This is a genomic window from Halomonas sp. A29 (assembly GCF_046723295.1).
Taxonomy (GTDB): Bacteria; Pseudomonadota; Gammaproteobacteria; order Pseudomonadales; family Halomonadaceae; genus Halomonas.
Genome location: NZ_JAXQPR010000010.1, coordinates 78192 through 99573, shown reverse-complemented (window position 1 = coordinate 99573; position 21382 = coordinate 78192). Strand labels below are relative to the sequence as shown.

Sequence of the window (21382 nt, the reverse complement as noted above, 5' to 3'; positions counted from 1 at the left end):
CGTTGCCAAATAGGCGTTGCAAAACAGCCGCAGAAAGTTGGAAGCAGGACCATAGCTCAGTTGGTTAGAGCGCCACGTTGACATCGTGGAGGTCGGCGGTTCAAATCCGCCTGGTCCTACCAGCTTTCCCTAAGATTTTCAGGACCATAGCTCAGTTGGTTAGAGCGCCACGTTGACATCGTGGAGGTCAGCGGTTCAAATCCGCTTGGTCCTACCAGCATTCTGGAACGCCCCGTGGCTCAATGCCACGGGGCGTTCTGCTATGCGTCCTTCGTCAGCGCGAAGCCAGGAAGTCGGGCAGGTCGGTACGTGTTACGAACACGCGTATCAGCGCCTCAATGCCTGCCTGGTCGGATTCGCCGAAGCGGCCGGGCTGCGGGCTGTCCAGGTCGAGAACGCCCCACAGCGCTTCCTCTCGCAGAATCGGGACTACCAGCTCGGCGTTCGAAGCGGCGTCGCAGGCGATATGGTCGGCGACGGCATGCACGTCGTCGATGCGCTGGGTCTCACGGCTGCGGGCGGCGGCGCCGCAGACGCCTTTGGTGAACGGAATGGGGTTGCAGGCGGGCTTGCCCTGGAAGGGGCCCAGGGTAAGCAGCTCGGGTTGGCGTTGCAGGTAGAAACCCGCCCAGTTGAGGTCCGGTACCTGTTGCATGATGAAGGCGCAGGTCTGGGCGGTGTTGACCAGCCAGTCGTTATCATCCAGCAGTGCGTCGAGCTGGCGGGCAAGCAGGGGATAGTCGGGATGTGTCATGTCGTCTCCTGAAACGAGATTCAAGCGTGACAGAAACGACGACGGGCCGACGCATGCGCCGGCCCGTCGTCGTCACGTCTCCCCTGGCCGCATTACTGCCAGCCGGGAACCGCGCCACCGTCGAACAATTCCAGTGCCTTGGCAGCGACTTCTTCGCTCTGGTAGGCAGAGACCAGTTGCTGGATCTCTTCGCGCTCTTCGTCGCCGGCGCGCACGGCGATCAGGTTGACGTAGGGCGACTCTGGGCCTTCCTTGATCAGTGCCTCATCCAGGCGCAGACCAGCCGGCTGGGCGAAGGTGTTGTTGATGAAGGCCAGGTCGACATCGGGCAACACGCGCGGCAGCTGAGCCGCCTCGATTTCACGGAAGCGGAAGTTGTGTGGGTTCTCGACCACGTTGACCGGCGTGGCCTCGAGGTTTTCATGATCGTCCAGTTGGATCAGCCCGGCATTGTGCATGAGGATCATTGCACGACCGCCGTTGGTGGGGTCGTTGGGTAGGGCGATGATGGCGCGCTCCGGCAGCTCCTCGATGCTATCGTGCTTGTCGGAGTAGGCGCCGATCGGATAGACGAAGGTGTGACCCGCCACGGCGAGATCGTAGCCGCGGTCGTCGATCATGCTGCGCAGGTAGGGCTCGTGCTGGAAGGCGTTGGCGTCGAGGCTGCCGTCGGCCAGCGCCGCGTTGGGTGAGACGTAGTCGGTGAACTCGATGATCTCGACCTCGAGGTCGTAGCGATCCTTGGCGATCTGTACCGCCACTTCCATGACTTCCGACTCCGGGCCGGACATGGTGCCGACCTTGATCGAGCGGGTCTCGGCGGCACCATCGTCATTGCCGCAACCGGCAATAATAGTAGCTCCGACCAGGGTGGCGGCGCCGAGCAGGCGGGTCAGGGTTGCTTGCATTGTGTCGTTCTCCTTGGGTGTTGCGTCACTTGCGATCCGACTTGCGTACCAGGTAATCCCCCAGGCTCTGGAAGCCCTGCACCATGACCACCAGGATGGCCACGGTGATCAGCATGATGGTGGGGTTGAAGCGGTTATAACCGTAGCGAATGCCCAGATCGCCCAGCCCCCCGCCGCCCACGGCACCGGCCATGGCCGAGTAGCTCACCAGGGTGACCACGGTAATGGTCAGGCCAGTGATGATGCCGCCACGGGCCTCCGGCAGCAGCACCTTGGTAATGACTTGATGAGGGGTGGCGCCCATGGACTGGGCGGCTTCGACCAGGCCCGGAGGAATCTCGTTGAGCGCGCCTTCCACCAGCCGTGCGACGAAGGGGATGGCGGCGATGGTCAGCGGCACGATGGCTGCGTTGGTACCGATCGAGGTGCCGACGACCATGCGCGTGAAAGGGATGATCGCCACCATCAGGATGATGAAGGGGATCGAGCGGCCAATGTTGGTCACCATGCCCAGGGCCTGGTTGAGTGCCGGGCGCGCGAGGATCTGGCGTGGGCGGGTGACGTAGAGCATCACACCCAGCGGTACGCCGAGCAAGGCAGAAATCACACCCGAGACGGCGACCATGTAGAGCGTATCCAGGGTCGCCTGCAGAATCAGGTCAATCATCGCGCTGGACATGGCCGAGCACCTCCACGTGAAGATCATGGGTTTCGAGGTAGTCGATGGCGCGGCGGGTCTGCTCCGGTGTGCCGAGCAGCTCGGCGATCATCAGCCCCAGGGTGCGCTCCTGGATCGACTCCACCTTGGCCTGCAGGATGCTCACGTCGACGCCGCACTCACGCGCCAGCCGCGAGATCAGCGGGGTCGAGACCGCGTCGCCAGAGAAGGCCAGGCGCACCACGGGGTGGGTGTGATCACCAGGGGCATCCTCGAGTCTTTCCACCAAGGCCTTGGGCGGCTCGAGCTGGAGGAAGTCGTTGAGGAACTCGCGGCCGAGACGGGTGCGAGGGGCGGTGAAGAAGTCGCCGACCTCGGCTTCCTCAACCAGTTCGCCGTCCGAGATCAGGCTGACCCGATGGCAGATCGACTTGACCACTTCCATCTCGTGGGTGATCAGCAGGATGGTCAGGCCGAGCTTCTGGTTGATCTCACGCAGCAGGGTGAGAATCGAGCCGGTGGTCTGCGGGTCGAGTGCCGAGGTCGCCTCGTCGCACAGCAGCACGCGAGGTTCGCTGGCCAGTGCCCGGGCAATGGCCACGCGCTGTTTCTGGCCACCGGAAAGCTGTGCCGGGTACTGGCGCGCCTTGTCGGAAAGCCCGGTCAGCTCGAGCAGCGGCAGCACGCGCTCGCGAATAGCGCTGCGTTTCATGCCCATCAGCTCGAGGGGCAGGGCGACGTTGTCGAAGACATTGCGCGTGGTCAGCAGATTGAAATGCTGGAAGATCATGCCGATGCGATGTCGTGCCTGATTGAGCGCGGCGGCGGAGAGGTCGGTCATCTCCTGGCCGTCGACGATGACGCTGCCGCTCGTCGGTCGTTCGAGCAGGTTGACGCAGCGGATCAGGGTCGACTTGCCGGCACCGGAAAGGCCGATGACGCCATGGATACTGCCCTGGGGGACGTGCAGATCGATGTTCCTGAGCGCCTCGATCGTCCGGGACGAAGTATCGCGTCGTCGGGCGGCGAACGGTAGCCGGCTCCTGGGGCCGGTGAGTTGGTAGGTCTTGGAAACGTTGCGTAGCGTGATCATCTGGCTTCCTGAGAGGCCGTCCCCGGTGGGGCGGGCGCAGCGATAGCCGGAGGGTTGGCCGGAACGAAAAAAGGCCACCCTGACGGGTGGCCATCAACGCTGGACACACCCTTTTAGCTGCACTTCACGTCGTTGGGAAACGGAATCACCATCTTCCATCGACATGGGCGCCCGCAATCCGGGTACAAATCGGCGCCTAAAATGTGATGCGGCATATTAGGACCAAAGGCGTACCCTGTCAATGCGGGCGGTGGATGTGCAGGTTTTTGCCGCGTAATTTCGGTAGATCTTGCTGAATAAATGGCCAATCGCATGGTTTCATCTTGATTCGCTCGTGCGGATGCCGGTGGCTGCCAATGGACGTTGCGTTGCCGAATTCTTACACTGCGAAATCCATCTACTCTCACCCCGTGTCCGGGGCTGCCCAGGAGGCGTCATGTTCACAGGCATCGTTCAGGGGACGGCCGAGATCGTTGCCATCGGGGAGGCGGAGGCATTCCGCACCCATGTGGTGAGCCTGCCCGAGCACCTGCGCGCAGGGCTCGAGCTCGGCGCCTCGGTGGCTCACAATGGGGTCTGTCTTACTGTCACCGCCGTGGACGGTGAGCGGGTCAGCTTCGACCTGATGCGTGAAACACTGCGTGTGACCAATCTCGGTGCACTGCGCGAAGGGGACCGCGTCAATATCGAGCGGGCGGCGCGCTTCGGTGACGAGATCGGCGGCCATGCCATGTCCGGGCACGTCATGGCCATGGCAGAGCTGGTCGAGCTGGACCAGGCACCCAACAACCGGCGACTCTGGTTCCAGGTACCCCATGCGCTGGGGCGCTTCCTGTTCGACAAGGGTTATATCGGTGTCGACGGCATCAGCCTGACGATAGGCGAGGTGCGGCGTGCCACGGCCGATCATGGCCCGCGCTTCTGCGTCGACCTGATCCCGGAGACGCTGGAGCGCACCATTCTGGTCGATCGCGTGCCGGGCGACCGGGTCAACATCGAGATCGACCCCCAGACCCAGGCCATCGTCGAGACGGTCGAGCGCGTACTCGCAACGCGCGGCGCCTGAATTTCCCGATTCAAATGACCGTTTCGTCAAGCCTGCGTTGGTAGCCGCGCTGGCGCATGGCGCAGAGTTTGCTTATACAGAGCGAACCGTGCCGCGGCATGGCGTTCAGGGGCAGTCTCGCATCGTCGATCGCCTTTGGGTACCATGTGCGGCTTTTCTCGCTCCCTGGCCGAATACCAGCCCTAGTGCGCAGGAACGTCAAAAATGAAGAACCTCCTCGAAAGACACTTCAAGCTGACAGAACACAATACCAGCGTGAAGACCGAGGTCATTGCCGGGATCACTACCTTCCTGACCATGGCCTACATCATTTTCGTCAACCCCAGCATTCTCTCCCAGGCGGGAATGGACTACGGCGCAGTGTTCGTCGCGACCTGCCTTGCCGCGGCCGTCGGCTGTCTGATCATGGGCCTGTGGGCCAACTACCCCATTGCCCAGGCCCCTGGCATGGGCCTCAACGCCTTCTTCACCTACGGCGTCGTACTTGGCATGGGCTATACCTGGGAAGCGGCACTGGGAGCGGTATTTCTCTCCGGCTTCTGCTTCTTCCTGCTCAGTATCTTCAAGGTGAGAGAGTGGATCATCAACTCCATCCCGCTCTCCCTGCGCCTGGGCATTGCCGCCGGCATCGGCCTGTTCCTGGCCATGATTGCACTCAAGAACGCCGGCATCGTGGTAGCCAACCCGGCCACCTACGTGGCGCTTGGCGACCTCTCCGAGCCTGCCGCCATCTATGCGCTGCTGGGCTTCTTTGCCATCACGGCCATGGCCTACCTGCGCATCACCGGAGCGGTGATGATCGGCATCCTCGGCGTGACCGTGCTGGCCATGGTCCTGGGGCACAACCAGTACGGCGGCCTGATGTCGATGCCGCCCTCCATCGCGCCGACATTCATGGCGCTGGACCTGTGGGGCGCGCTGGACATCGCCATGCTCAGCGTTATCTTCGCCTTCCTTTTCGTCGATCTGTTCGACACTTCCGGCACGCTGGTAGGCGTGGCTCACAAGGGGGGGCTGCTCGACAAGGATGGCAAGCTGCCACGCCTGAACCGCGCCATGATGTCCGACAGTGGCGCTTCCATGGCGGGTGCCGTATTGGGCACCTCGACCACGACCAGCTATATCGAGTCCACTGCCGGTATCGCGGCAGGCGGGCGTACCGGCCTGACCGCGGTGGTAGTGGCCGCACTGTTCCTGATCAGCCTGTTCTTCGCCCCGCTGGCGGGCTCGATCCCGGCCTATGCCACCGCCGGTGCGCTGCTCTACGTCGCGGTGCTGATGGCCGGCAGCCTGGCCCACGCCAACTGGGACGACCCCACCGACGCCGCCCCCGTGCTGATCGCCGCGCTGGCCATGCCGCTGACCTTCTCCATCGCCGAGGGCATTGCGCTGGGCTTCATCAGCTACGCTGCTATCAAGACCCTCTCCGGCCGCTTCCGTGACCTCAATCCGGCCGTGGTCGTGCTGGCGATTCTGTTCGTATTGAAGTTCCTGTTCCTAGACTGACACTTCCTCACCGAGAGCTGCGATGAGCATTTACGGCGACTACATCAAGTCCGTGATCCGAACTGTCCCCGACTGGCCGCAGCAGGGGGTCAATTTTCGCGACATCACCCCGCTGCTGCAGAACAGCTCAGCCTTCCGCAAGCTGATCGACAGCTTCGTGCATCGCTACCAGGACATGGAACTGGATGCGATTGCCGCCATCGACGCGCGCGGCTTCATCATCGGAGCACCGGTGGCCTACGAGCTGGGCTGCAGCTTCGTGCCGGTACGCAAGAAGGGCAAGCTGCCGTTTCGCACCATCAGCGAGACCTATACGCTGGAGTACGGACAGGCCGAGGTGGAATTGCATTCCGATGCCTTCCGCCAGGGTGACAGGATCTTGATCATGGACGATCTGATCGCCACCGGTGGCACCATGCTGGCCGCTGCCAAGCTCATCACCCGCTCGGGAGGGCAGGTGGTGGAGACCGCTACCATCATCGACCTGCCGGAGATCGGCGGGTCGGCAAAGATTCGCGAGGCCGGCTTCGGCGTCTTTGCGGTCTGCTCCTTCAATGAGGACGAGTGACATCACCATGAGCAATGCCCGCTATCATCAGCACTTCACCGTTTCCTGGGATCAGCTTCATCGCGACGTGCGCGAGCTCTGCCATCGCCTGGTCGAGCGCGACTTCAAGGGCATCGTGGCGATCACACGGGGCGGCCTCATTCCGGCGGCGCTGTTCGCCCGTGAGCTCAACGTGCGCCTGATCGACACCGTCTGCATCAGCAGCTACGACCACATGGACCAGGGCGGGCTGGATGTCATGAAGGGCGTGGATCACGACGGTGATGGCTGGCTGTTGGTCGACGACCTGGTCGATACCGGCAAGACCGCACGCAAGGTGCGCGAACTGCTGCCCAAGGCACACTTCGTCACCGTCTACGCCAAGCCGGAGGGGCGCCCGTTGGTGGATCAGTACCTGACCGAGGTGGCCCAGGACTGCTGGATCCAGTTTCCATGGGACATGGGAGTGGCCTACGTCGAACCGCTGGTCGACCAGGTCAAGCGCTAGCCATTATCCGGATTGAGCGAACCATGAGCTGTCCATTGCCAGAAAGCTGGGAGCGTTGGTTGGGGGGCGAATTCGAAGCCCCCTACATGCAGGCGCTGCGCGACTTCCTGGCGGCCGAGAAGGCCGCCAGGAAGGTGATCTACCCGCACTCCTCGAACTGGTTCCGGGCCTTCGAGCTGACCCCGCTGGAGCGGGTCAAGGTCGTCATTCTGGGGCAGGATCCCTACCATGGCCCCAATCAGGCCCACGGGCTGTGCTTCTCGGTGCTGCCGGGCGTGCCGGCACCACCGTCGCTGGTGAACATCTACAAGGAGCTGGCTACCGACATCGGCTGCCGTCCGGTCGCTCATGGCAATCTGGAGTACTGGGCGCGGCAGGGCGTGCTGTTGCTCAATACCTCTCTCACCGTAGAGCAGGGCAACGCCGGATCGCACCGCGGCAAGGGCTGGGAGCCCTTCACCGATCGTGCCATCGAGGTCATCAATGCCCATGCCGAACCCTGCGTGTTCCTGCTGTGGGGCAGTCATGCCCGGCAGAAGAAGGTCCTGATCGATACTGCGCGGCACCTGGTGCTGGAGTCCCCGCACCCGTCGCCGCTTTCGGCGCACCGGGGCTTCTTCGGCAACCGCCATTTCTCCCGGGCGAATGCCTTCCTCGAGGCGAATGGGCGCGAGCCGATCGACTGGCAATTGCCCGCGACACCCTGAGGCGTTGAGCCTGCGTGGCGGACATGCCTTAACCTGCTCGCGGGTTGCAGGTAAAATGCGCGCGAGTCGTCCTTGCGACTCAGGTCGCCACTTCCACCCACGCCAAGAGGTCCTCCATGAGCGTCCATGCCATCCAACACCCGCTGGTCCAGCACAAGCTGGGGCTGATGCGCGAAGCCGGCATCAGCACCAAGAGCTTTCGTGAGCTGGCCGGTGAGCTGGCCAAGCTGCTCACCTACGAGGCGACCCAGGACCTGGAGCTGGAAGAGCAGGATATCGACGGCTGGAGCGGCAAGCCGATTCCGGTGAAGCTGCTCAAGGGCAAGAAGGTGACCATCGTGCCGATCCTGCGTGCCGGGCTCGGCATGCTCGATGGCGTAACCGACCTGATCCCGAGCGCACGGATCAGCGTAGTAGGGCTCTATCGTGACGAGGAAACCCTCCAACCGGTGCCGTACTTCGCCAAGTTCGCCGGTGACCTCGACGAACGCATGGCCATCGTCATCGATCCCATGCTGGCGACCGGGGGCACCATGGTGGCGACCCTGGACATGCTGCGCGAGCGCGGCTGCCAGCAGATGAAAGTGATCGTGCTGGTGGCGGCTCCCGAAGGCATCAAGCGAGTACAGGATGCCTACCCCGACATCGAGATCTACACCGCTGCCGTCGACGATCACCTCGATGAGCATGGCTATATCGTGCCGGGCCTCGGTGATGCAGGAGACAAGATCTTCGGCACGAGGTAATTTTTGCCCTTAACCTGCCTGCGCTCGGCGAGGTCAAGTGGCAAAAACGGCAAGATGCCGCCCCTGAGATTGTATCCAGGGGCGTTTTTCTGGGCAGGATGCCTTCATTCGAACCAACGACACAAAAGAAGGATAGCTTCCCATGAACGAACACGTGGCGACTGCGCAGGCGCCGGCCGACTCCTTGCCAAGGGTGATCCTGACCGGGGCGCAGATGCTCTTCGTCGCCTTCGGCGCCCTGGTGCTGGTGCCGCTGCTGACCGGCCTGGACCCCAGCGTGGCGTTGTTCACCGCTGGGGTTGGCACCCTGGTGTTCCACGGTGTCACAAAGGTCACCGTGCCGGTCTTCCTGGCTTCGTCGTTTGCCTTCATCGCACCGATCCAGGGTTCGGTGGCCAACTTTGGCGTGCCCGCCACCATGGGCGGCCTGATGGCGGCAGGGCTGGTCTATGTGGCCATCTCCCAGGCGGTGCGGCTCAAGGGTACTGCCTGGCTGCATCGCCTGCTGCCGCCGGTGGTGGTGGGGCCGGTGATCATGGTGATCGGCCTGGCGCTGGCACCGGTAGCGGTCAGCATGGCCACCGGAGAGACCAGCGACCATATCGGCTATGGCCCGGCGATCTTCCTCTCCATGATCAGCCTGCTGATCACGTTGGTGTTGGCTGTGTTCGGCCGTGGCCTGCTGCGGCTGGTGCCGATCATGGGCGGTATCCTGGTGGGCTATGCCTTGGCGCTGTTGATGGGGCTGGTGGACTTCACCCCGGTACGCGAGGCGGCTTGGCTGGCCATTCCCGCGTTCACTGCACCGAGTTTCCACTGGGCGGCGATCCTGTTCATGATTCCAGTGGCCATCGCGCCCGCCGTCGAGCATATCGGCGACATGATCGCCATCGGCTCGGTCACGCGCAAGAACTACCTGGAGAAGCCGGGGCTGCACCGCACCCTGTTGGGTGATGGCCTGGCGACCTCGACCGCGGCGCTGTTCGGTGGCCCGCCCAACACCACTTACTCGGAGGTGACCGGGGCGGTCACCCTGACCCGGGCGTTCGATCCCAGGATCATGGTGGCGGCAGCTTGCATCGCCGTTGGTCTGGCCTTCGTCGCCAAGCTCGGCGCTTTGCTGCAGACCATTCCCGGGCCGGTGATGGGCGGCATCATGACCCTGCTGTTCGGTTCCATTGCGGTAGTGGGCATGAATACTCTGGTGCGTGCCGGCCATTCCCTGACCGCGCCGCGCAACCTGGTCGTGGTGTCGCTGATCCTGGTGTTCGGCATCGGCGGCATGCAGTTCGGTGGCGGTCAGTTCACGCTGCAGGGCGTGAGCCTGGCAGCCCTGGTGGGCATCGTACTGAACCTGGTATTGCCCCGCGCCGAAGAGGAGTGAGCCTCTCTCAAGCGTGGTGCATCTCCCTGCCGCCTTCCGAAAAGGTCGGTGGGGAGTTGGCGCTGACGATCACGCACTCTTCATCGCTCACGTTGCGAAAGCGGTGGGGCAGGCGTGAGTCGAAGTAGTAGGCGTCGCCTGTGCGTAGCAGCCGGGCCTCGCCGGCCACGGTGAGTTCGATCTCGCCGGCCACGACCACGCCTCCTTCCTCGCCTTCGTGCTCGAGCATTTCATCGCCGGTGTCGGCTCCGGGAGGGTAGCGCTCATGAATGATCGACATGCTGCGATCGGGGCGGCGTGCCGCTACCAGGCGCCATGACAGGTGACCGTCGCCAATCTCGGTGAGCTCCTCGGCGGGATAGAAGGCGCGTGGCGGAGAGGGCTCGTCGCCGGCAAAGAAGGCGCTGATCGATACCGGCAGGGCATCGAGAATCTTTTTCAATGAGCTGACCGAAGGGCTGACGCTGTTCTGTTCGATCAACGAGATGGTGCTGTTGGTAACGCCGGCTCGCTTGGCCAGCTCGCGTTGGGACAGCTTGCGTGCCTTGCGCAACTCGCGCAGACGGGTCCCCACATCAAATCCTTGCATTGTCAGGTCCAGGGTCCGTTCGATTTGTTTGACACATGATACCCGCTACTGCCCTGTTGCATAAGATGATCCGGATCATGGCATGGAGGCGATTGGCTCCCAGGCCATGGCACCGGCGTGCTGGCTAAGGCATCATGGTGGATATGTTCGATCGACCCGCCACCAGCGTTGTGCACCCACTGACCGATATCACCGGCCTGATCCTGGCCGGCGGGCAGGGCCGCCGCATGGGCGGACGCGACAAGGGGCTGGAACTGCTGGGTGGAGTTGCGCTGGCCAACCATGTTCAGGCGCGTCTGGTGGGCAGGGTAGCTGAAGTATTGATCAGCGCAAATCGTCACCTGGAAGGCTACCGGGATCTGGCCGATCGTGTCGTGACCGACAGCGAGGGCGGCTTTCAAGGGCCGCTGATGGGTATCTACAGCGGGCTATGTGCCGCCTCGACCCCCTGGGTGCTGGTCGTGCCTTGCGACATGCCGTCTTTGCCGCTGGATCTGGTTGACAGGATGGCGGCGGGCATCGGTAGCCACCGCATCGCCGTGGCCCATGACGGAGAGCGTCTGCACCCGGTCGTGGTGCTGCTCGAGAAGGTCTTGGCAGGTGACCTGCATGCCTCCCTCGCGGCGGGAGAGCGCAAGGTCGGCCGCTGGTTCGAGCGCCACGCCTGGACCACGGTGGATTTCAGCGATTGCCCTGAAGCCTTCGGCAATCTCAATACCGAAGAGGACAAGCGGCGCCTGGAGGCGCGCCTGAACGAGGAGAGTCGACCCTGATGTCACGACCGGAGCACGCCCCGCTGAAGCTTGACGATGCACTGCCGCTACTCGGCATTGCCGCCTGGAGTGGGACTGGCAAGACCACGCTGCTCGAGAGCCTGTTGCCTCGCCTGGCAGCGCGCGGGTTGCGAACGGCGGTGATCAAGCACGCTCACCACGGCTTCGACGTCGATCAGCCGGGCAAGGACAGTCATCGCCTGCGCCAGGCGGGTGCAACACCGATGCTGGTTGCCTCTCGGGCCAGGTGGGCCATGATGATGGAAACACCTGAGCAAGAAGAGGCCGACCTCGCGCAGCTGATCGAGGCGATGCGTCCCCAACACCCGGACCTGATACTGGTAGAAGGCTTCAAGGCATGGCCCTTGCCCAAGCTCGAACTGTACCGCGAGGCGCTCGGCAAGACGCTGCGTGTGGCTGAGGACCCCTGGGTCAAGGCGGTGGCCAGCCATCCGCCGGTCAGCGTGCCGGCCGGAGTCGATTGGCTCGCTCTGGACGATCTGGATGCCATCGCCGAATGGGTCGCCAGCTGGCCGTCGCGCTGGCCGACGGAGCGCACAGTCCGTAGCTTGGTCTGAGGGCTCTTCCCTCCGTGACAAAGCATCCGATTAACCGATTCCGAGGTTGCCTCATATGAGCCTGACCCATCTCAATCAGCGCGGCGAGGCCCATATGGTCGACGTCGCCGACAAGGCCGAGAGCCGTCGCGAGGCGACCGCTTCCGGCTATATCCAGATGAAACCCGAAACGCTGGCTCTACTCAGCGAAGGTGGTTTGCCCAAGGGTGATGTGCTGGCCACCGCGCGCATTGCCGGCATCCAGGCTGCCAAGCGTACCCATGAGCTGATTCCGCTGTGCCATGCCTTGTCACTGTCGAAGGTAGCGATCGAATTTCATCTGGACGAAGAGAATTTCCGGGTCGATGTGGTCGCTACCTGCCGCCTCAACGGCCGTACTGGAGTGGAAATGGAGGCACTGACAGCGGTCTCGGTGGCTTGCCTCACGCTCTACGACATGTGCAAGGCGGTGGACAAGGACATGGAGATCGGCGCGATTCATCTCGATGCCAAGCGTGGTGGGAAGTCGGGCGACTATCGGCGCGAGACGAGCGCCGCAGCGGCTCCGATCGTTACCGGCGAGGGCACTTCCGGCCAGGTATCGGTAGGCAGTCGCTGCGATATCGACTCGCCCTGCGTCAGGGTCAAGTTCCTGGCCGAATTGCGTGAACGGCTCGGCATCAGCGAACTCACTCTGCCGCTGGACAGCCTGCCTAGCACCGATGTAGGAGGATTGAAGAGTGCGCTGCTGAAGCGCGATGCGCGCTTCGCGCGATTGAGCGAAGGGCGGATATTATGTGCTGTGAATCAAGTCATGGCGCTGGATCCAACGCCGATCACCAATGACGATGAAGTGGCGTTCTTCCCACCGGTAACCGGAGGCTGATGAGTATGATCCGGGTTCAGCAGGCTCCCTTCGATGCAGGTAGCGAGCAGCATCAGTTGCTGGAGGGGCGCTCGGACGTGGGGGCGGTGGTCAGCTTCACCGGGCTTGTGCGCGACTTCAACGAACGTCCCGACGTGAACGCCTTGACGCTCGAGCACTACCCTGGCATGACGGAAGCCGCCTTGGGGGAGATCGTCGCAGAAGCCGAGTCACGTTGGCCGCTTCAGGGAGTGCGTGTCATCCACCGCGTTGGACGTCTTTCGCCGGGAGATCCTATCGTATTGGTGGTGGTTGCCAGTGCTCACCGCCGTGCGGCCTTCGAGGCATGCGACTTCATCATGGACTACCTCAAGACCCGTGCGCCTTTCTGGAAGAAGGAACACAGCATTACCGGGGACTACTGGGTTGCCGAGCGCGAATCCGACCAACGGGATGCCAGACGCTGGGAGAGCGATAATGACAAAATCCCCTGAGACCTTGCCGTCTGAATTGATCGATGGCTTCGGCAGAAGAGTTCGCTATGTGCGGATCTCCGTCACCGATCGCTGCGATTTTCGCTGCGTCTACTGCATGAGCGAAGAGATGACCTTCCTGCCTCGGGCACAGATCCTGACGTTGGAAGAGTTGGGACTGGTGGCGCGAGCGTTCGTCGAAATGGGCGTGGAGAAAATCCGCCTGACCGGTGGAGAGCCCCTCGTGCGACGCGGTATCGACCAACTGATCGAGCAGACCAGTACGCTTCCGGGATTGCGCGATCTGGCCATGACCACCAACGGAGCAGGGCTGGTCAAGTACGCTGGGCGCCTGCGCGAGGCTGGCCTGGATCGGCTCAACATCAGCCTGGACACGCTCGACCCACAGCGTTTTCGTGAACTGACCCGCACCGGTAACCTGGAGCAAGTGCTGGCCGGGTTGCGTGCGGCGCAGGAAGCCGGCTTCGAGCGGATCAAGCTCAATGCCGTCATCCTCAAGGGGCGCAATGACGACGAAGTACTCGACCTGGTCGAGTTCGCCAGGGCCGAAGGAGTCGACCTGAGTTTCATCGAGGAGATGCCGCTGGGGGATGTTTCCGACCACTCTCGCGCCGAAACCTTCTGCTCGAGCGATGACGTGAAGGCCTTCATCGAGCAACGCCACGAGCTGATACCCACTGCGGAATCGACGCTTGGACCGTCACGCTATTACCGCATGGTCGACAGCGACAGTCGCATTGGCTTCATTTCTCCTCATAGCCATAACTTCTGCGCCAGCTGCAATCGGGTGCGTGTCACGGCTGAAGGAAGGTTATTGCTCTGCCTGGGCAATGAGCACTCGGTCGATTTGCGCGCCGTGCTGCGTCAGCATCCAGGCGACCTCGATGCCCTGAAGCGCGCCATCGTCGCAGCCCTTCCGCTCAAGCCCGAGCGCCATTATTTCACCACCGATGGCGATGTCCAGATCGTCCGCTTCATGAACATGACCGGCGGCTGAGCGCCGGCAGAAACTCGCTTTTGCTCACTTTCTTTCGCAATATTCTGCCCTGCGTTGTAAAGGTCTTTTCTTGCCAATTCGGCAAATCGGCATATACTTTCGACGAGTGAGCCTCGAGGCTTACTCGTCGTTTTCTTGCATGGAGGAGGCCAATGTCCAGCGAAACCCTGGAGCGCATCGCCCGTAACAAGAACGTGGCTCGGGCTGCGGCTCGCCAGTTGAGCATGGAGCAGCTGCACAAGCTCTCCGATGTGATCGGCGAGGTCATCGAGCAGAAAAATGAAGAGGAGAAGCTCCGCAAACAGGAAGAAGCGGACAAGGAAAAGAAACTGGCTGAGATCCGTGAGGCCATGAGTGATGCCGGTCTCTCCGTGGAAGATCTCGTGGGGGAACAGCCGCGTCGTCGACGTGGTCGTCCGCCCAAGAACGCCAGCGGTTCGTGAGCCTGAACGGCACGAATCGTCTGCTTGCACAACTCGGGTCGGGGGTGATGCACGAAGTGTCACCTTCGACCTGCTACCCGTACCTCTCCTTACGTCTGGCCGACCAAGGCACGAGCGTGTTCAACGATAAGCCGGCGCTTCCACGGCAATCAACTGAAGGTGGACGTCTGGTAATTGACGCAGGTGTTGCCCCAGCCAGGACGTGATAAGAGGCTGCAGGGCGATCCGGAGTTCAGCCAAGGTTTCCGCTTCGACTTCCTCCAAACGCTCGTCGAGCCACTCGGTAAAGCTGTCTTCATCCATGGCGCTGACGCGGTGGGCGTCCATCATCAGGCGGCCAATTCGTGTCCAGCCCGTTCGGGTCGGGGTGATCGACAGGGCGAGATGCAGAATGCCATGGCGCGATGATCCTCGCTCCGCCGTCAGCCCTGGCAAGGGAGTGACGGCATTCTGACTGACGATGCAAGGACGCTGCGGATGACGCGACTCCAGGCTCAGGCCATCGCCATCGAGCCGGATCAGGTCGCCATTGACCGGCGCCAATGGCGCCTGTATCCCCATCGATTCCGCCAACTCCTGGTGTGCCTGTTGGTGACGACGTTCGCCATGGACCGGCAGCAAATGGCGCGGTTTTATCCAGCCATAGAAAGTGCGTAGTTCGTCCTGGCCGGGGTGCCCCGAGGCGTGAAGCTCGGGGTGATTGAACTCGTCCCATACCGCTACGTCGAGCTGGCTCAGGGCATGCTTGAGGCGCTCGATCTGACGTTCGTTGCCGGGAATTGCCTTGGCCGAAAAGAGGATGGTATCGCCCGCCATCAGTTCGAAGCTGTGGTGCCGGCCGTTTGCCAGTCGACTGAGGGCGGCGCGAGGTTCGCCCTGACTGCCGGTGGCAATGACCAGGATTTCCGAAGGCGGCAGATAGCCAAGATCGCCGACCGGTACCAGAGCCGGCATGTCTTCCAGGTAGCCAAGACCGCGGGCCACCGCCACCATGCGCTCCATGGCTCGGCCCATCAGGCTGACACGGCGGCCGCAGCGCTCGGCAGCTCGGGCTACGGCCAGTACGCGGGCCAGGTTGCTGGCGAAGCAGGTCACCACGACGCGCCCCGCACACTGGGCGAGACGATGCTCGAGCGCCCTGGCCACTTCGCCTTCGCTACGTGAATGGCCAGGCATGGGAGCGTTGGTGGAGTCGCCGACCACCAGATCCACCGGCGCCAGGGCGCGAAACAGTGAATCCTTTACCGGCGGGCCGATCAATGGCTCCGGATCGAGCTTCCAGTCGCCGGTATGCAGTACGCGATAGTCCCCGGCAACGATAAGCAGGGCACAGCTTTCCGGGATCGAGTGGGTCACGGGAAGATAGCGCAGGGTGAAAGGGCCGCTCTCCAACGCTTCGCCGGGTTCGACCACCTGAATGGCGTCGACGGCAAGGCCGCGCTCGTGGAACTTGGCCCGCAACAGGCCGGCCGCCAACGGCGTGGCGTATATGGGACATTGCCATCTGGGCCATAGCCAGGCGGTTGCACCGATATGGTCTTCGTGCCCATGGGTGAGGACCAAGGCCGTGGGGCGAATGCCCAGTGCTTCTGGTGTCTCCAGGCTGGGCACCTGCAGCGGTGTGTCCGGCAGATCCTGGCGGATCATCATGCCGCAATCGACGGCGATCCATTCATTCCCAAGTCCGTAGAGCCCCAGGTTCATGCCGATCTCACCGCAGCCCCCCAGTGGCAGGAAGTGAAGCGGGGAGCGGCGGCGGGGACGAATGGTGGCGTGAGTCGAAAACATCGGCAAATCATGACCAGGCAATGGAAACTTCACTATACGGGAACGTCGCGACCCACCACAAATGCGATGCCGGCAGCGAGTTGGGAGTTGGACGTGTCCCGTATCTGATGAGTTCGCTACAATGCGTGCTCTCTGAATACCGTACGCACCAGGTTGGGTCCATGTCTCATTACTATCGTCTCGTTGTTTCCTGTCCCGACCGCCGTGGCATCGTGGCCCGGGTTTCCGGCTTCATCGCCGGCCACGGTGGTTCCATAACGGAAGCCAGCCAGCACTCCGACCTGGAAGCCGGGCGCTTCTTCATGCGTTACGAGATATTCGCCGACTCCATTGGTATGACGGCTGCCGAGCTGAAGGAGGCGTTCGAGCCCGTAGCCCGCGAGTTCGACATGGACTGGGCGCTGCGCGACACCCGCTATCGTCCACGAGTAGTGGTCATGGTCTCACGCGAGTCGCACTGTCTGGTCGACCTGCTGTATCGCTGGACGGCCGGTGAGCTGGAGGGGGATATCGTCGGGGTGATCTCGAACCACGACGACATGCGCAGCATGGTCGAGTGGCATGGCTTGCCGTATTACCACGTGCCGGTCGCTGCCGACGACAAGAACGCAGCCTTCGACGAGATGGAACGACATGTCGAGGCACTGGAGGCCGATACCGTGGTGCTGGCTCGCTACATGCAGATTCTGCCGCCGCGGCTTTGCCAACGCTATGCCGGCAGGGTGATCAACATCCATCACAGCTTCTTGCCTTCGTTTGCCGGTGCACGGCCCTACCATCAGGCCCATTTACGGGGAGTCAAGCTGATCGGTGCTACCTGTCACTACGTGACCGAGGAGCTGGATGCCGGTCCGATCATCGAACAGGACATACATCGAGTGAGCCACTGCCATACGCCGCAGGACCTGGTTCGCTTCGGACGCGACGTGGAGAAGGCAGTGCTGGCACGCGGCTTGCGCTGGCACCTGGAGGACCGGGTACTGATTCATGGCAACAAGACCGTTGTCTTTGCCTGACCTCGGCAGCTGACCTTTGCAGGTAGTGCATCGATGACCTTTTCAGAGCTGATTCTGGCCCCTTGGCTGCTTATCGCCTGCGGGCTGATCGCACTGTCGATAGTGGCCCTGGCGCTGACCCAGCGTCCTTGGCAGGCTCTGTTGGCCGATCGTGCCCTGCAGCACCGCTGGCTGGCGGCGAGTGTGGCTGTCGTGTTGCTGTGGCAGCTCAGGGCTCAGTCGGTCGACTGGCTGACGCTGCACCTGATGCTGACGGCTTTGATGACACTGATTTTCAAGGCGCCGCTGGCCTTGGTGAGCAACCTGCTGGCCAACCTCTCGCTGGTCTTGCTGGGCAAGGCCGGCTGGCCTCTGCTTGGCGTCAACGTGCTGATTACCGGAGTGATACCGATCGCGATCATGGTGTCGACATGGCGCATCGTGGATCGCTACTTGCCCGATAACCTGATGATCTTTCTCTTCCTGTGCGGTTTCTTCGGTGCGGCGCTGGCTACCCTGGGTACTGGCCTTGCTGGCCTGGCACTGGTGATGCTCGGTGCCGTCGATCCCGAGGCGATCTACCTGGCCAAGGAGTACGCACTCTTCCTGCCACTGCTGATGCCCTCGGAAGCCTTTATCACCGGCATGCTGCTCAGCGTACTGATGGTCTATCACCCCAGTTGGGTCGCAACGTTCAACGACCATCGCTATATCGATACCAAGTGAGTCTATAGCGGCAGGCTGAGCTGTCGCCGCGCGTCGTCCTGCGCCAGTCGTACCCCGACGCCCAGCAGGCGCACCGGGCGTTGGCGTCTGGCCCAGGCCTGCTGCATCAGTGAGGCAAAGGTGTCGGGAGTCGGCAGGCCGCTGCGAGAGTCGAGGGTAGTAAGGGAGAAGTCGTCGAAGCGTACCTTGACGAAGATGCCGGCGATGGGAGGATGGCCATGGCGGGCAAGGCGTGCCTCGAGGCGTTCGCACAGCGGCGACAGCTGGGTGTGGCAGTGCGCCATATCGGGCAGGTCTGTGGCGAAGGTGGTCTCCACGCTGACTGACTTGCGCTCGCGCTCGACACGCACCGGCCTGTCGTCGATGCCCCGGGCCAGCTCGAACAGGCGCCGACCGAACTTGCCGAACTCCTGCAGCAAACGTTCCAGCGGAATGTGCCGGAGATCGTCGCAGGTGGCGATCTCGAGGCTGTGCAGGCGCTTGGCCGTGGCCGGGCCAACGCCGTGCAGCTTGGCCACCGGGAGTTCGCGGAGGAAATCGTCCACTTGGGAGGGGGCAATGACGGTAAGGCCGTCCGGCTTCTCCCAGTCGCTGGCAATCTTTGCCAGGAATTTCGACGGAGCAGCGCCTACCGAGACGGTGATCCCCACACGCTTGAGGCTCTCTTCCTTCAGCCAGCGCGCCATCCAGGTGGCGCTGCCCGAGAAGCGGGTCACGGCGGTGACGTCGAGAAACGCCTCGTCCAGCGAGAGCGGCTCCACCAGCGGCGTCAGTTCGTGAAAGATCTCAAGCAGCTGCCGCGAGGCTTCGCGGTAGCGATCGAAGTCGCCGGGGAGGAGGGTGAGGTGTGGGCACAGGCGCAGCGCCCGCGCCGTAGGCATGGCGGAATGGATGCCGTAGGCGCGGGCAGGGTAATTACAGGTGGAGATGACGCCGCGCCCCTCGGCGCTGCCACCGATCGCCAGCGGCACCTCCCGCAGCGCCGGGTTGTCACGCATCTCCACCGCGGCGTAGAAGCAATCGCAATCGGCATGCAGAATCTTGCGGTTCATTGGTGCGTTGTTCCGCTCAGCTGGAGCGCTTTCTGGGCAATGACCAGACCAGGCGGAGCTCGACGAGGAAGCGGAGTTGACTGAAGTCAATGAGCATTCCGAGGAGAGCCCCAACGCCGTATGGTCGAGGCCAGGAAGCGATCAACCCAAAGCTTGGCCGCTGCCGCCGCGTATAACTCCCACTCCGATGCCCTCGATCTCCAGCGCCTGGTGGCGCAGATCCACTTCGATAGGCGCAAAGTCGGCGTTCTCGGCCTCCAGCACTACGTGATGCCCCTGGCGGTGGAAGCGCTTGACCGTGACCTCGTCGTCCAGGCGTGCCACCACGATCTGGCCGTCGCGTACGCGATCAGTGCGGTGCACGGCCAGCAGGTCGCCTTCGAGAATGCCGGCATCCTTCATCGACAGGCCGCGAACCTTGAGCAGGTAATCGGCGCGCGGGGTGAAGAAGTCCGGGGGCAGGGGGCAATAGCGGTCGATGTGCTCGGCGGCAAGGACGGGGCTACCGGCGGCGACTTCACCAATGATGGGCAGCCCCTCGTTGCCCGGCTCGCTGACGGTGCTGTCGGCTTCCTGGGCCGGCAGGCGGATACCGCGCGAGGTGCCCCGAATCACTCGTATCACGCCCTTGCGTTCCAGTGCGCGCAGATGTTCTTCCGCGGCATTGGGCGAACGGAAGCCCAGCGCGCGGGCGATTTCTGCACGGGTAGGCGGGTAGCCGAGTTCGTTCATGGTCTTGACGATGAAGTCATAAACGTTCTGCTGGCGCGAGGTGAGAGGGCGTGTCATGGCTAACTCCAATGGCGTGACTGCCGTATTGGTCAAGTATACAGCATGGAAGCCCATACAGTAAAAGGTGATGTTTGGGGGCGGCTCTCTTGCTTAGGTCGTTTAAAACGCTCTCGGTTTTCCATACGTTGAGCGATAATGCGTAATGACGTAGACTTTTGTTATGTTTAAAACAGTTGTTTCCAGTGGAAAGTGATCATGGCCCAGACCGATACCGTCACGCGCATCCTCGACACTGCCGAGGTGCTGTTCGCCGAACGCGGCTTCGCCGAAACCTCGCTGCGCACCATCACCAGCAAGGCTCGCGTCAATCTCGCCGCGGTCAACTATCACTTCGGCTCGAAGAAGGCGCTGATCCAGGCGGTCTTCTCGCGCTATCTCGATCCCTTCACGGTGCGCTTCCACCATGCCCTGGATGAGCTCGAGGCGCGTCACGCCGGTGGCATCATTCCGCTGGAGGAGCTGCTGGAAACCATGGCACGCACCGTGCTCGAGGTGCCTGCCGAGAAGCACAGCCTCAAGGTCTTCATGAAGTTGCTGGGGCTGGCCTACAGCCAGGCCCAGGGGCACCTGCGGCGTCATATCCAGGAGGAGTACGGCAGTGTCTTCACCCGCTTTACCGACCTAGTGCGACGCGCCACCCCCGAGCTACCCGATGCCGAGCGGTTCTGGCGCCTGCACTTCGTCCTCGGTACGGTGATCTTCACGCTGTCCGGTCTCGATGCGCTGCGTGACATTGCCGAGAAGGATTACCACGAGCATGTCTCTGTACGCGATTTGATACGGCGCCTGCGACCCGTGGTGGTGGCTGCCATGAACGCTCCTCTGCCGCCGCCTCCCGCCATGCAGCCGGCCAAGGCAAGCTGATGCGAACGCCTCGACTGGACGCATTGCCGCCTCAGGATGGGCGCTGGTTCGAGGTCGATGTCGGTCGCCAGTGCCTCGTCCACTGGCAGGGCGAGCGCCCCTTGGCGGAGTGGCCGGTGTCGACGGCGCTGGCGGGGACGGGCCAGCGCGAGGGCAGTGGATGCACGCCGCTGGGCTGGCACTACGTGCGGGCTGCAATCGGTGCCGATCAGCCGGTTGGCGCCGTGTTTCGCGGCCGACGCCCCACCGGCGAGGTATACAGTGCGGCGTTGGCCGACGCCCAGCCCGGGCGCGACTGGATACTGACTCGCATCCTGTGGTTGTGCGGGCTCGAGCGCAATGTCAATCGCGGCGGCGACGTCGACTCCCAGAGACGCTATATCTATCTACACGGCACGCCGCCGGATCAGCCGATGGGCGAGCCGCGCTCGCATGGCTGCATTCGCATGCGTGACGAGGCGCTGCTGGAGGTCTTCGCGCTGGCATTGCCGGGCACGCCGGTCTGGCTGCATGAATGAACGAGTAGGGTGGTAATCGGGTTCAGGCAGAGCCTGGAACCGGTGTGTCATG

General features: G+C 62.7%; 25 protein-coding genes and 2 tRNA genes. 19 read left to right on the top strand and 8 right to left on the bottom strand.

Going from position 1 to position 21382, the window contains the following annotated elements:
- Positions 1-45: 45 nt before the first annotated feature.
- Together SPH52_RS18710 and SPH52_RS18705 are read left to right on the top strand one after the other, a co-directional pair.
- Positions 46-122: transfer RNA gene (locus tag SPH52_RS18710), tRNA-Val, on the top strand.
- A gap of 18 nt (positions 123-140) precedes the next feature.
- Positions 141-217, top strand: a tRNA-Val gene (locus tag SPH52_RS18705).
- A 57-nt stretch (positions 218-274) separates the two neighbouring features.
- On the opposite strand, the gene SPH52_RS18700 is transcribed toward SPH52_RS18705, so the two are convergent.
- The 4 genes from SPH52_RS18700 to SPH52_RS18685 all read right to left on the bottom strand — a co-directional run bounded on the left by SPH52_RS18700 (position 275) and on the right by SPH52_RS18685 (position 3413).
- Positions 275-754, bottom strand: a complete 480-nt coding sequence (locus tag SPH52_RS18700; protein WP_411796570.1) for a GAF domain-containing protein — start codon at positions 752-754, stop codon at positions 275-277.
- Between the two features lie 92 nt (positions 755-846).
- The gene (locus SPH52_RS18695; protein WP_411796569.1) at positions 847-1662 is read right to left on the bottom strand and encodes a MetQ/NlpA family ABC transporter substrate-binding protein; all 816 of its coding nucleotides are present in this window, start codon (positions 1660-1662) and stop codon (positions 847-849) included.
- Between the two features lie 25 nt (positions 1663-1687).
- Complete coding sequence (locus tag SPH52_RS18690) at positions 1688-2341, bottom strand: methionine ABC transporter permease (protein ID WP_411796568.1); 654 nt, start codon at positions 2339-2341, stop codon at positions 1688-1690.
- Positions 2322-3413 carry a methionine ABC transporter ATP-binding protein gene (locus SPH52_RS18685; protein ID WP_411796567.1) on the bottom strand — a complete coding sequence of 364 codons (1092 nt, stop codon included), beginning with the start codon at positions 3411-3413 and terminating at the stop codon, positions 2322-2324. Before SPH52_RS18685 ends, SPH52_RS18690 begins: the two co-directional genes overlap by 20 nt.
- 436 nt (positions 3414-3849) lie before the next feature.
- On the opposite strand from SPH52_RS18685, the gene SPH52_RS18680 reads away from it, so the two are divergent.
- The 7 genes from SPH52_RS18680 (at position 3850) to SPH52_RS18650 (ending at position 9877) form a co-directional block, all read left to right on the top strand.
- Positions 3850-4479: a riboflavin synthase subunit alpha gene (locus SPH52_RS18680; protein WP_411796566.1), complete on the top strand. Its 630-nt coding sequence runs from the start codon at positions 3850-3852 to the stop codon at positions 4477-4479.
- Positions 4480-4683: 204 nt separating this feature from the next.
- Positions 4684-5985, top strand: a complete 1302-nt coding sequence (locus SPH52_RS18675; RefSeq protein WP_411796565.1) for an NCS2 family permease — start codon at positions 4684-4686, stop codon at positions 5983-5985.
- A 22-nt stretch (positions 5986-6007) separates the two neighbouring features.
- On the top strand, positions 6008-6553 hold the full coding sequence (locus SPH52_RS18670; protein ID WP_411796564.1) for an adenine phosphoribosyltransferase: 546 nt from the start codon (positions 6008-6010) through the stop codon (positions 6551-6553).
- A 7-nt stretch (positions 6554-6560) separates the two neighbouring features.
- Positions 6561-7040, top strand: a complete 480-nt coding sequence (gene gpt, locus SPH52_RS18665) for a xanthine phosphoribosyltransferase (RefSeq protein ID WP_411796563.1) — start codon at positions 6561-6563, stop codon at positions 7038-7040.
- A 23-nt stretch (positions 7041-7063) separates the two neighbouring features.
- Positions 7064-7747 (top strand): uracil-DNA glycosylase, encoded by a 684-nt coding sequence (gene ung, locus SPH52_RS18660; RefSeq protein ID WP_411796562.1) that lies wholly within the window; start codon positions 7064-7066, stop codon positions 7745-7747.
- 116 nt (positions 7748-7863) lie between these two features.
- Positions 7864-8493, top strand: a complete 630-nt coding sequence (upp, locus tag SPH52_RS18655) for a uracil phosphoribosyltransferase (RefSeq protein ID WP_411796561.1) — start codon at positions 7864-7866, stop codon at positions 8491-8493.
- Between the two features lie 142 nt (positions 8494-8635).
- Positions 8636-9877: a uracil-xanthine permease family protein gene (locus tag SPH52_RS18650; protein ID WP_411796560.1), complete on the top strand. Its 1242-nt coding sequence runs from the start codon at positions 8636-8638 to the stop codon at positions 9875-9877.
- 7 nt (positions 9878-9884) lie between these two features.
- Here SPH52_RS18650 and SPH52_RS18645 read toward each other — a convergent pair whose 3' ends face one another.
- Entirely contained in the window at positions 9885-10466 is a 582-nt protein-coding gene (locus SPH52_RS18645; RefSeq protein ID WP_411796559.1) for a cupin domain-containing protein, read from the bottom strand.
- A 143-nt stretch (positions 10467-10609) separates the two neighbouring features.
- On the opposite strand from SPH52_RS18645, the gene mobA reads away from it, so the two are divergent.
- The 6 genes from mobA to SPH52_RS18615 all read left to right on the top strand — a co-directional run bounded on the left by mobA (position 10610) and on the right by SPH52_RS18615 (position 14595).
- Entirely contained in the window at positions 10610-11239 is a 630-nt protein-coding gene (gene mobA / locus SPH52_RS18640) for a molybdenum cofactor guanylyltransferase MobA (RefSeq protein ID WP_411796558.1), read from the top strand.
- Positions 11239-11817, top strand: a complete 579-nt coding sequence (gene mobB / locus SPH52_RS18635) for a molybdopterin-guanine dinucleotide biosynthesis protein B (RefSeq protein ID WP_411796557.1) — start codon at positions 11239-11241, stop codon at positions 11815-11817. Before mobA ends, mobB begins: the two co-directional genes overlap by 1 nt.
- A 55-nt stretch (positions 11818-11872) precedes the next feature.
- Positions 11873-12682: a cyclic pyranopterin monophosphate synthase MoaC gene (gene moaC / locus SPH52_RS18630; RefSeq protein WP_411796556.1), complete on the top strand. Its 810-nt coding sequence runs from the start codon at positions 11873-11875 to the stop codon at positions 12680-12682.
- A gap of 5 nt (positions 12683-12687) precedes the next feature.
- A complete protein-coding gene (moaE, locus tag SPH52_RS18625) occupies positions 12688-13155 on the top strand; it encodes a molybdopterin synthase catalytic subunit MoaE (protein WP_411796614.1) in 468 nt (155 codons plus the stop codon).
- The gene (gene moaA / locus SPH52_RS18620) at positions 13139-14152 is read left to right on the top strand and encodes a GTP 3',8-cyclase MoaA (protein ID WP_411796555.1); all 1014 of its coding nucleotides are present in this window, start codon (positions 13139-13141) and stop codon (positions 14150-14152) included. Before moaE ends, moaA begins: the two co-directional genes overlap by 17 nt.
- A 152-nt stretch (positions 14153-14304) precedes the next feature.
- Complete coding sequence (locus SPH52_RS18615) at positions 14305-14595, top strand: H-NS histone family protein (protein WP_111412080.1); 291 nt, start codon at positions 14305-14307, stop codon at positions 14593-14595.
- A 120-nt stretch (positions 14596-14715) separates the two neighbouring features.
- Here SPH52_RS18615 and SPH52_RS18610 read toward each other — a convergent pair whose 3' ends face one another.
- Complete coding sequence (locus tag SPH52_RS18610) at positions 14716-16299, bottom strand: ribonuclease J (RefSeq protein WP_411796613.1); 1584 nt, start codon at positions 16297-16299, stop codon at positions 14716-14718.
- A gap of 245 nt (positions 16300-16544) precedes the next feature.
- Here SPH52_RS18610 and purU point away from each other — a divergent pair, with 245 nt between their 5' ends.
- Complete coding sequence (gene purU, locus SPH52_RS18605; RefSeq protein WP_411796554.1) at positions 16545-17399, top strand: formyltetrahydrofolate deformylase; 855 nt, start codon at positions 16545-16547, stop codon at positions 17397-17399.
- A 33-nt stretch (positions 17400-17432) separates the two neighbouring features.
- Positions 17433-18104: an energy-coupling factor ABC transporter permease gene (locus SPH52_RS18600; RefSeq protein ID WP_411796553.1), complete on the top strand. Its 672-nt coding sequence runs from the start codon at positions 17433-17435 to the stop codon at positions 18102-18104.
- A gap of 2 nt (positions 18105-18106) precedes the next feature.
- Here SPH52_RS18600 and dinB read toward each other — a convergent pair whose 3' ends face one another.
- Together dinB and lexA are read right to left on the bottom strand one after the other, a co-directional pair.
- Positions 18107-19156, bottom strand: a complete 1050-nt coding sequence (gene dinB, locus SPH52_RS18595) for a DNA polymerase IV (RefSeq protein ID WP_411796552.1) — start codon at positions 19154-19156, stop codon at positions 18107-18109.
- Between the two features lie 141 nt (positions 19157-19297).
- Entirely contained in the window at positions 19298-19945 is a 648-nt protein-coding gene (gene lexA, locus SPH52_RS18590; protein ID WP_411796551.1) for a transcriptional repressor LexA, read from the bottom strand.
- Positions 19946-20143: 198 nt separating this feature from the next.
- On the opposite strand from lexA, the gene SPH52_RS18585 reads away from it, so the two are divergent.
- Positions 20144-20812, top strand: a complete 669-nt coding sequence (locus SPH52_RS18585; RefSeq protein WP_411796550.1) for a TetR/AcrR family transcriptional regulator — start codon at positions 20144-20146, stop codon at positions 20810-20812.
- Positions 20812-21330, top strand: a complete 519-nt coding sequence (locus tag SPH52_RS18580) for a L,D-transpeptidase family protein (RefSeq protein WP_411796549.1) — start codon at positions 20812-20814, stop codon at positions 21328-21330. The genes SPH52_RS18585 and SPH52_RS18580 overlap by 1 nt, the downstream gene beginning before the upstream one ends.
- Positions 21331-21382 lie beyond the last annotated feature (52 nt).

Coding starts and splice junctions, on each gene's coding strand:
- SPH52_RS18585 (WP_411796550.1), top strand. CDS start 20,144: ATGGCCCAGACCGATACCGTCACGCGCATCCTCGACACTGCCGAGGTG.
- SPH52_RS18615 (WP_111412080.1), top strand. CDS start 14,305: ATGTCCAGCGAAACCCTGGAGCGCATCGCCCGTAACAAGAACGTGGCT.
- SPH52_RS18680 (WP_411796566.1), top strand. CDS start 3,850: ATGTTCACAGGCATCGTTCAGGGGACGGCCGAGATCGTTGCCATCGGG.
- moaE (WP_411796614.1), top strand. CDS start 12,688: ATGATCCGGGTTCAGCAGGCTCCCTTCGATGCAGGTAGCGAGCAGCAT.
- SPH52_RS18690 (WP_411796568.1), bottom strand. CDS start 2,341: ATGTCCAGCGCGATGATTGACCTGATTCTGCAGGCGACCCTGGATACG.
- moaC (WP_411796556.1), top strand. CDS start 11,873: ATGAGCCTGACCCATCTCAATCAGCGCGGCGAGGCCCATATGGTCGAC.
- ung (WP_411796562.1), top strand. CDS start 7,064: ATGAGCTGTCCATTGCCAGAAAGCTGGGAGCGTTGGTTGGGGGGCGAA.
- SPH52_RS18675 (WP_411796565.1), top strand. CDS start 4,684: ATGAAGAACCTCCTCGAAAGACACTTCAAGCTGACAGAACACAATACC.
- SPH52_RS18685 (WP_411796567.1), bottom strand. CDS start 3,413: ATGATCACGCTACGCAACGTTTCCAAGACCTACCAACTCACCGGCCCC.
- SPH52_RS18600 (WP_411796553.1), top strand. CDS start 17,433: ATGACCTTTTCAGAGCTGATTCTGGCCCCTTGGCTGCTTATCGCCTGC.
- lexA (WP_411796551.1), bottom strand. CDS start 19,945: ATGACACGCCCTCTCACCTCGCGCCAGCAGAACGTTTATGACTTCATC.
- mobB (WP_411796557.1), top strand. CDS start 11,239: ATGTCACGACCGGAGCACGCCCCGCTGAAGCTTGACGATGCACTGCCG.
- moaA (WP_411796555.1), top strand. CDS start 13,139: ATGACAAAATCCCCTGAGACCTTGCCGTCTGAATTGATCGATGGCTTC.
- SPH52_RS18610 (WP_411796613.1), bottom strand. CDS start 16,299: ATGAACCTGGGGCTCTACGGACTTGGGAATGAATGGATCGCCGTCGAT.
- SPH52_RS18695 (WP_411796569.1), bottom strand. CDS start 1,662: ATGCAAGCAACCCTGACCCGCCTGCTCGGCGCCGCCACCCTGGTCGGA.
- SPH52_RS18650 (WP_411796560.1), top strand. CDS start 8,636: ATGAACGAACACGTGGCGACTGCGCAGGCGCCGGCCGACTCCTTGCCA.
- SPH52_RS18700 (WP_411796570.1), bottom strand. CDS start 754: ATGACACATCCCGACTATCCCCTGCTTGCCCGCCAGCTCGACGCACTG.
- dinB (WP_411796552.1), bottom strand. CDS start 19,156: ATGAACCGCAAGATTCTGCATGCCGATTGCGATTGCTTCTACGCCGCG.
- upp (WP_411796561.1), top strand. CDS start 7,864: ATGAGCGTCCATGCCATCCAACACCCGCTGGTCCAGCACAAGCTGGGG.
- SPH52_RS18670 (WP_411796564.1), top strand. CDS start 6,008: ATGAGCATTTACGGCGACTACATCAAGTCCGTGATCCGAACTGTCCCC.
- SPH52_RS18580 (WP_411796549.1), top strand. CDS start 20,812: ATGCGAACGCCTCGACTGGACGCATTGCCGCCTCAGGATGGGCGCTGG.
- purU (WP_411796554.1), top strand. CDS start 16,545: ATGTCTCATTACTATCGTCTCGTTGTTTCCTGTCCCGACCGCCGTGGC.
- gpt (WP_411796563.1), top strand. CDS start 6,561: ATGAGCAATGCCCGCTATCATCAGCACTTCACCGTTTCCTGGGATCAG.
- SPH52_RS18645 (WP_411796559.1), bottom strand. CDS start 10,466: ATGCAAGGATTTGATGTGGGGACCCGTCTGCGCGAGTTGCGCAAGGCA.
- mobA (WP_411796558.1), top strand. CDS start 10,610: ATGTTCGATCGACCCGCCACCAGCGTTGTGCACCCACTGACCGATATC.